General features: G+C 63.0%; 8 protein-coding genes. 6 read left to right on the forward strand and 2 right to left on the reverse strand.

Annotation, left to right across the window (positions count from 1 at the left end):
• Positions 1-758: nitronate monooxygenase (locus ACH2DW_RS14880; protein WP_394930532.1), on the reverse strand; the 758-nt coding region annotated here is incomplete at its 3' end.
• Between the two features lie 89 nt (positions 759-847).
• Here ACH2DW_RS14880 and ACH2DW_RS14885 point away from each other — a divergent pair.
• Complete coding sequence (locus tag ACH2DW_RS14885) at positions 848-1,513, forward strand: carboxymuconolactone decarboxylase family protein (protein ID WP_394930533.1); 666 nt, start codon at positions 848-850, stop codon at positions 1,511-1,513.
• Positions 1,510-2,460: a D-2-hydroxyacid dehydrogenase gene (locus tag ACH2DW_RS14890; RefSeq protein WP_394930534.1), complete on the forward strand. Its 951-nt coding sequence runs from the start codon at positions 1,510-1,512 to the stop codon at positions 2,458-2,460. Before ACH2DW_RS14885 ends, ACH2DW_RS14890 begins: the two co-directional genes overlap by 4 nt.
• Here ACH2DW_RS14890 and ACH2DW_RS14895 read toward each other — a convergent pair.
• Positions 2,457-3,431, reverse strand: coding sequence for an isopenicillin N synthase family dioxygenase (locus ACH2DW_RS14895; RefSeq protein WP_394930535.1), 975 nt, complete (start codon positions 3,429-3,431; stop codon positions 2,457-2,459). The two genes, ACH2DW_RS14890 and ACH2DW_RS14895, sit on opposite strands and share 4 nt — an antisense overlap.
• 77 nt (positions 3,432-3,508) lie before the next feature.
• Here ACH2DW_RS14895 and ACH2DW_RS14900 point away from each other — a divergent pair, with 77 nt between their 5' ends.
• The 4 genes from ACH2DW_RS14900 to cysN form a co-directional block, all read left to right on the forward strand.
• Entirely contained in the window at positions 3,509-4,357 is an 849-nt protein-coding gene (locus ACH2DW_RS14900) for an acyl-CoA thioesterase (protein ID WP_394930536.1), read from the forward strand.
• 53 nt (positions 4,358-4,410) lie between these two features.
• Complete coding sequence (locus ACH2DW_RS14905; RefSeq protein WP_394930537.1) at positions 4,411-4,893, forward strand: RrF2 family transcriptional regulator; 483 nt, start codon at positions 4,411-4,413, stop codon at positions 4,891-4,893.
• A gap of 67 nt (positions 4,894-4,960) precedes the next feature.
• A complete protein-coding gene (gene cysD / locus ACH2DW_RS14910; protein ID WP_394930538.1) occupies positions 4,961-5,890 on the forward strand; it encodes a sulfate adenylyltransferase subunit CysD in 930 nt (309 codons plus the stop codon).
• A gap of 52 nt (positions 5,891-5,942) precedes the next feature.
• Positions 5,943-7,756, forward strand: a 1,814-nt coding sequence (cysN, locus tag ACH2DW_RS14915; RefSeq protein WP_394930539.1) for a sulfate adenylyltransferase subunit CysN, incomplete at its 3' end; no start/stop codon positions are given.

The raw sequence follows: 7,756 nt of genomic DNA on the forward strand, positions 1-7,756 counted from the left end.
GAACCGCACCACACGCCCTGCGCGCCGAGCGCCATTGCGGCGGCCATTTGACGTCCACGCCCGATGCCGCCAGCTCCGAGCACGGGGATGTTGACCGCGTCGACGATCTCGGGGATGAGGACCATCGAGCCGATTTCACCGGTGTGGCCACCGGCCTCGGAACCCTGGGCGATGATGATGTCGACGCCTGCTGCTTGATGTCGCTCCGCGTGTTGGGGTCGTCCGGCGAGGGCTCCGATCAGCTTGCCTTCCTCCTTGCAACGGTCGATCAAGAATCCGGGCGGCGGTCCGAGCGCGTTGGCGATGAAGGACGCGTTGCTGGCGAGGGCGACTTCGAGCTGTGGCAGAGCGGCATTCGCACTGAAGGGAGCGTTGCCGTCGTGGCCTCCGACGGCGGTGTTGGATCGGGTCGTCGTGTCGTCGGCGGGGAGTTCCGGTACGTCGTAACGCTCGAGAATCTCGTCGATGAAGGCACGATGCGTGTCGGGAATCAGCTGGGCGATGTCGTCGAGGGTGTAACCGCCGTCTTCGTCGCCCGCGTACTTCGCGGGGACGATCAGATCGACACCGTAGGGACGGCCGCCGACCTCGTTCTCGATCCAGGCGAGGTCGGTCTCGAGGGCCTGCGGCGAGTGCGCCACGGCCCCGAGTACTCCGAGCCCTCCAGCCTTCGTCACGGCTGCGACCACGTCGCGGCAATGGCTGAAGGCAAAGATCGGGAACTCGATGTTGAGCATGTCGGTGGCAGCTGTCTGCATCGCGCCATCTTGTCGCGTGGCGCCACGTCGCCGAGAAGCAGAGTCAGGCTGTGTCGCCGCGCCGCTTGCCTTTCTGTCAGCATCAGCAGATGCCACGACTGCACCAGGTGTCCCGCGAGGAGAACGATTCGCCGCTCGTCGAGACGATGTACGGCTTGTTGTTCGGCGATCGGGACCCGGTCGCCGAACCGGGAACGGCGACGGGCACACCGGGCGATTGGTGGAGCGTTTTCGCCAATGACCACGCAGTGTTCGAGCACGCGGTGCAGGGATTCGGCGTGTATCGAGGCGCCAAGCTCGATCCGGTCCTGCGCGAACTCGGTCAGACCCGGGCCGGGTGGTTGGTCGGCAGTCAATTCGTCTACTCCCAGCACTGCAAATCGCTTCGGGGCCTTGGTGTGTCGGAGAACAGGATTGCCGCCGTCGCCGTGGGTGCCGCTGCGCCGGTCTGGAACGACCTCGAACGGTTGGTGCTCGGATACGCCGACTGCCTGATCACCGGGATGGGCCGAGTTCCCGACGAGATTTTCGATGGGCTTCGAGCAGCGTTGCCGGACGACGAACTGCTCGAGCTGACCTACATCACCACGCTCTATGCGCAGCATGCCGTGATGTCCAAGGCGTTGCGAACCGAGTTCGACGATGTCGACGAACGCATCGTGGAGGTCGACGCACCACTGGACTTTGATGCTCGTGACATCGTCCGCGACATCAGCCTGCCGTCTGCCGGCAACGACGAAGGAGGCGCCCGATGAGCGAGGTGCTGTTCTGTACCGACACGTTCTGGGCTGATTTTGGTGATCGGGTCCGGGAGATTGCTCCCGACATCGAGACGGTTCTGCTTGAGGGTGATGCGCCCGTCAGCGACGCTGACATCGAGCGCATCACGATTGCCCAGTTCTCTCACGATGCATGGCCCGAACGTGCGGGTCACTGGTTCGGCGTCGCGATGCGAGCGCCAAACCTGCGTTGGCTCCACTCGATGTCGGCCGGCGTTGACAGTCCGGTGTTTGCGACGTTTCTGGAGCGCGGGGTCCGACTGTCGAATTCGTCCGGCGCGAGCTCGGCACCGATTGCGCGTACGGTCATGATGTACCTGCTGGCGTTGGCCCGCGATCTGCCCCGCATGATGCGGGCGCAGTCCCGCGCCGAGTGGGAATGGGCGCGTTGGAATGAACTTGAGGGGCAGCACGTGGCCGTGCTCGGTTGGGGTCCGATTGGTCAGGAAGTCGCCCGGCTCGCCAATGAGTTCGGGATGCGTCCAACGATCGTGCGACGCGCAGCGCAGGGCGACGAGCCGTACCCGACACGCCCGCTGTCAGAACTGGTCGATGTCGTGGCGGGAGTCGACGCCGTCGTCGTTGCGCTACCGCTCACTGACGACACCCGCGGTTTGATTTCGGCGGACGTCCTCAGATCGATGCAGCCGCACGCGTTCTTCGTCAACGTGGGCCGTGGCGAGCTCGTCGATCAGGCCGCGCTCATTGCAGCACTGACGGCTGGAGACATTGGCGGCGCAGGTCTCGATGTGACCGACCCGGAGCCACTGCCGTCTGACAATCCGCTGTGGGGCCTTCCCAATGTGATTCTCACGCCACACAATTCGGGCAGCACCGACGGAACTGGGCGTCGCGCGAACGAACGATTCGTCGCCAATCTCACGGCATGGGTGGCCGACGAATCGCTGGTCTCAGAGATTTAGAGCTGTCGATCGCCAACGGTGCTCGTGCCCGCAGACGGCTCATGCTGTTTTGGTCCGATCAGTCGGGCGGCAAGGTGTTCGGCGACGGTGACGGGTGAGTAGCGCGTCTCGGCGTGTCGGAATGCCCGAAGCGGTTCGACGCTGACGTCGAGGTCCGGATAGTGGAAGTACGCGACCGATCGACGCAGCGCTGGGTCGGTGCCGTCGCCGCGCAGTGGCACGCGATGGACTGTTGACGGCCAGGCATCGTCGGTCCAGATCGCGAGGAGGTCACCGACGTTGAGGAGCAGCGTGCCCGGGTCGGGGATGACCGATTTCCAGCGCTCGCCGGGCGCGGCTCCGCTGGTGAGGATCTCGAGGCCAGGCACCGGATCGGCGCGCAGAATGGTGAACGTGGTGTAGTCGCTGTGTGCGCCCATCCGCTTCTGGCCGGGTACCGGCGCAACTTCGTCCGAGCGGCGCTCATAACGGATGCACGCCATCGTGTCGGGTCCAGCCATCGATCGTTGAGCAAGGTCAGGAATGGCGATGATCTCGCCGAAGATCGCGTCGAGTCGTGCCGACAGTGCAGCCATCTCCAACAGGTAGCGCTGTGCGACAGCGACAAATTCGGGGGCCTCGGTGGGCCATGGAGTCTGTTGGATCAGGCGATCGGTTCCAGCGCGATCGTCGTGGCCGGAGTTGAACGACTCGAAGAGGTCGGGTGGGCTCGCTTCACCGAGCGAGTACGACAGTGCTTCACTCCCACGCTGCCGGTATCCGCGGTTGGCGGCGGCGTCGTCAACGACGTATCGCGCCTTGACGTTGGTGGAGAGTGCAAAGAACTCGTCCATTCCGGACCACAGCCCGTCGGCGATCTCGTCGGACAACCCATGTCCGACGAGTTGGACGAAGCCATCTTTACGGAGTGCAGTATCGAGCCGTGTCGGCGCGTCCGCGCTGCTCAGGTCTACCGTGTCGATCGTTCCCACCGACCCAGCCTGCCCGGCGCGCACATCAAAGTCGCGGGAAATGCGGGGGATTGGTGATCGTGGGCGATGATGGAGCGATGAGCGAGCCATGGAATATCGCCCCGAAAATCGACGACGTCGACTTCGACGATTTGCTCGAACTTGAGCCGCATGGACCCGACACCTTCGTCGGCATCTCGGCGAAGTACCCGTGGGGCAAGCGTCTGTTCGGAGGCCAGGTCGTCGCCCAGGCGTTGGCGGCTGCCATTGCCACCGTCGATCCAGATCGACGGGCCCACTCGCTGCACTCGTACTTCATCCGACCGGGTTCGATCACCGAGCCGATCCGTTTCGAAGTTGAACGGCTCCGTGATGGCCGCTCGTTCTGCACACGCCAGGTGGTGGCGCGCCAATCGGCTGGGGCGATCCTGAACGTCTCGGTGTCGTTCCAGGTGGATGAAGACGAGGTCGACGCGCAGATCGCTACGTTCCCCGACGACATCTTGCTGCCTGACGACCCAAGCCTCGACAACTACTCGTGGGGGAACCTCATCGACCGACGTGCGATCGACCTCCCCGGCGTCGATGGCGAACCAGGTCGCCTCGGCTACTGGTTGCGGATTATGGCCGACCTCGACGACGACCCGGTGAAGCACACGCTCGCGATGGCGTTCCTGTCAGATGCTGCACCGTCTCGTGCTGCGCGGTCGCCGCACCCCGACTTCGACAACGACAACAGCGATCGCACGAAGTTTCAGGGTGCGAGCCTTGACCACTCCGTCTGGTTCCACCGGCCGTGCCGTGCCGATCAGTGGCACTGGTTCGACACGCGCTCGCACGGCCTCAACGGCGGCCGCGGCTTGGTGACTGGCGATGTGCTCAACATCGACGGCACGCATGTTGCGACGATCGCCCAGGAAGTGCTCCTCCGTCGCGTCCGCGACTGAGCAAGGCGGGAAACAACTTCTTTGCGGCGCAGGTGGGCGATACCGTTCCGGCAATGCGCATCTCGGAGCGAGTCGACAACGCCGTTCGGGCGATGGTCGAACTCGCGTCGGGTGAACTGGCGACGCGGCCGGGCGGAGTCGTGAAGGCTGATGCGATCGCGCAGCGCCAGAACATCTCGCTGAAGTACTTGCTCGACATCACTCGGGACCTGAAGCGTGCCGAGCTTGTGCGATCGAAGCGCGGTCCCGATGGCGGGTTCTCGCTCTCTCGGCCGGCTGCCGACATCTCGTTGGCCGACGTGTTTCGTGCGGTCGATGGCCCACTGGCGGACGTTCATGACGAGAGCCTGCGGGATCTGACATATCCCGCCCCGGCGGACGCACTGCCGCAGGTGTGGATGGCAATTCGCGGTGGGCTGCGCCGAGTGCTCGAAGGTGTCAGCCTCGCTGACCTCGTCTCAGGCGAACTGCCGGACGAGGTTGCCGAACTCGCCGGTGAGTACCAGCGCGACACCGCCGCTCGCCATCAGCGCTGACCGCTCCCGCGCGCCTCACCAAGGAAAGGGTTGCGCCTTTGACTCTGATGTGTTTATCCTATTCTCCGTGAACTTGGTAGACAATGCCCCATCAGCTGAGAGACTGACGCACTTGCAGCGCTTGGAGGCCGAGGCCATCCACATCATGCGCGAGGCCGTCTCCGAGAGTGACAACCCGGCGATGTTGTACAGCATTGGTAAAGACAGCTCGGTCATGCTGCACCTGGCAATGAAGGCGTTCTATCCCAGCAAGCCGCCGTTCCCGTTGGTCCACGTGGACACCACGTGGAAGTTCAGCGAGATGTACGCATTTCGCGACGCGAAGGCCAAAGAGCTTGGCGTCGACCTCATCGTGCACCAGAACCCGGAGTGCGTCGAGCGCGGCATCAACCCGTTCGAACACGGATCGTCGATGCATACGGACATGTGGAAGACCGAGGGTCTCAAGCAGGCGATCGACATGAACAAGTTCGACCTGTGCTTCGGCGGTGCTCGGCGCGACGAGGAGAAATCACGGGCCAAAGAGCGCATCTTCTCCGTTCGCTCACCGCAGCACCAATGGGACCCGAAGCGGCAACGCCCCGAGCTGTGGCAGATCTACAACGCACGTCGTAGCCCTGGTGAGACGCTGCGCGTCTTCCCGATCTCCAACTGGACCGAACTCGACGTTTGGCAGTACGTCCACCTCGAGCAGATCCCGATTGTTCCGCTGTACTACGCCGCGCCGCGGCCTGTCGTGCATCGTGGTGGCACATTGATCATGGTCGACGACGACCGATTCCAGTTTGAACCGGGCGAGGAGCCTGAGATCAAGAACGTGCGGTTCCGCACGCTTGGCTGCTATCCGCTGTCAGGCGCGATCGAGAGCGATGCGGACAGCCTGACAGGAATCATCCAGGAGATGTTGCTTGCCACGACGTCTGAGCGTGAGGGACGTTTGATCGACACCGACTCAGCCGGCTCGATGGAAAAGAAGAAGCAAGAGGGCTATTTCTGATGCAGGACAAAAGGTTCAGCACCATGACCGGCTGTAACAAGGAGAATCTCTGATGGCCCATGTCTCTGATCTCATTGCGGTGGACATCGACGAGTATCTGACGTCGCACCAGTACAAGTCACTGCTTCGCTTCATCACGTGTGGCAGCGTCGACGACGGCAAGAGCACCCTGATCGGGCGACTCCTGTACGAGTCGCACATGGTGTTCGAAGACCACCTGGCTCAACTCGAGGCCGACTCGGCCAAGGTCGGCACCCAGGGCACGGACCTTGACTTCGCGCTGCTGCTCGACGGTCTCACCGCCGAACGCGAACAGGGCATCACGATCGACGTTGCCTACCGCTTCTTCTCGACCGAGAAGCGCAAGTTCATCGTCGCCGACACCCCTGGCCACGAGCAGTACACGCGCAATATGGTGACCGGTGCGTCAACCGCTGACGTTGCCGTCCTCATGGTCGACGCGCGCAAGGGCGTCCTCACTCAGACTCGCCGCCACAGTTACCTCGTGTCGCTGCTCGGCATCCGCAAGGTTGTTGTTGCCATCAACAAGATGGACCTCGTCGACTACTCGGAGGAGATCTACAACGCGATCGTGACCGAGTTCGGCGAATTCGCTGAGCAGATCGGCTTGAGCGACATCACCTATGTTCCGGTCTCCGCGCTGAAGGGCGACAACATCGTCGAATACAGCGTGGCCACGCCGTGGTACGACGGTCCGACGCTGATGACGTATCTCGAAGACGTTCCCGTTGATGACGACGTGGCCGCGGGACCGTTCCGCATGCCGGTCCAGTGGGTCAATCGCCCCAACCTCGACTTCCGTGGGTTCTCAGGTCGAATCGTCGGGGGCTCGATCAAGCCCGGCGATCCCATCCGAGTGCTTCCCGCAGGCACGATCAGCACCGTTGACCGCATCGTCACAATGGACGGAGATCTCGACGTTGCGGTCGCAGGCCAATCAGTCACGATCACGCTCACCGACGAGATCGACGCGAGCCGCGGCGACTTGATGTGCGCTGGTGACGCGCCAGCCGAAGTTGCTGACCAGTTCGAGGCACACGTGGTCTGGATGCACGAAGACGAGATGCTGCCCGGCCGCCCGTACCTCTTGAAGGTCGGGACCCGCACGATGGGCGTGACAATTGCACATCCGAAGTACCGGGTTGACGTCAACTCGCTGGAGCATCTTGCTGCGAACACACTTGAGCTCAACGAGATCGGTGTCTGCAACCTGAGTCTCGACCGACCAATTCCTTTCGATGCGTATGCCGACAACCGCGACACGGGCTCGTTTGTCATCATCGACAAGCGCACCCAGAACACCGTGGGCGCAGGCATGTTGCACTTCGCTCTTCGCCGAAGCCACAACATCCACTGGCAGGACGTGCGCGTCGACAAAGCGGCCCGCGCTGACCAGAACAATCATCAGCCTGGCGTTGTCTGGTTCACCGGCCTGTCAGGGTCGGGCAAGTCGACCATCGCGAACATCGTCGAGTCGAAACTCCACACGCTCGGCGTGCGCACGTACCTGCTTGACGGAGACAACGTCCGTCACGGCCTAAACCGTGATCTTGGGTTCACCGATGCAGATCGGGTTGAGAACATTCGCCGCATCGCAGAAGTATCTGGCCTGATGGTCGACGCTGGCCTGGTGGTCCTTGTCTCGTTCATCTCGCCGTTCCGGGCCGAACGCCGTTTGGCGCGCGAGCGAGTCGAAGCGGGCGAGTTCATCGAGGTCCACGTCGACACGCCGCTCGACATTGCAGAAGAGCGCGACCCGAAGGGCCTGTACGCCAAGGCCCGGGCCGGTGAGCTGACCAACTTCACCGGAATCGACTCACCCTACGAAGCACCCGAATCGCCGGA

This window comes from uncultured Ilumatobacter sp. (genome assembly GCF_963980585.1).
Classification (GTDB): Bacteria; Actinomycetota; Acidimicrobiia; order Acidimicrobiales; family Ilumatobacteraceae; genus Ilumatobacter_A.

Excerpts from the sequence above, each read along its gene's own strand:
- ACH2DW_RS14890 (WP_394930534.1), top strand. The coding sequence starts at position 1,510 with ATGAGCGAGGTGCTGTTCTGTACCGACACGTTCTGGGCTGATTTTGGT.
- ACH2DW_RS14885 (WP_394930533.1), top strand. The coding sequence starts at position 848 with ATGCCACGACTGCACCAGGTGTCCCGCGAGGAGAACGATTCGCCGCTC.
- ACH2DW_RS14905 (WP_394930537.1), top strand. The coding sequence starts at position 4,411 with ATGCGCATCTCGGAGCGAGTCGACAACGCCGTTCGGGCGATGGTCGAA.
- ACH2DW_RS14900 (WP_394930536.1), top strand. The coding sequence starts at position 3,509 with ATGAGCGAGCCATGGAATATCGCCCCGAAAATCGACGACGTCGACTTC.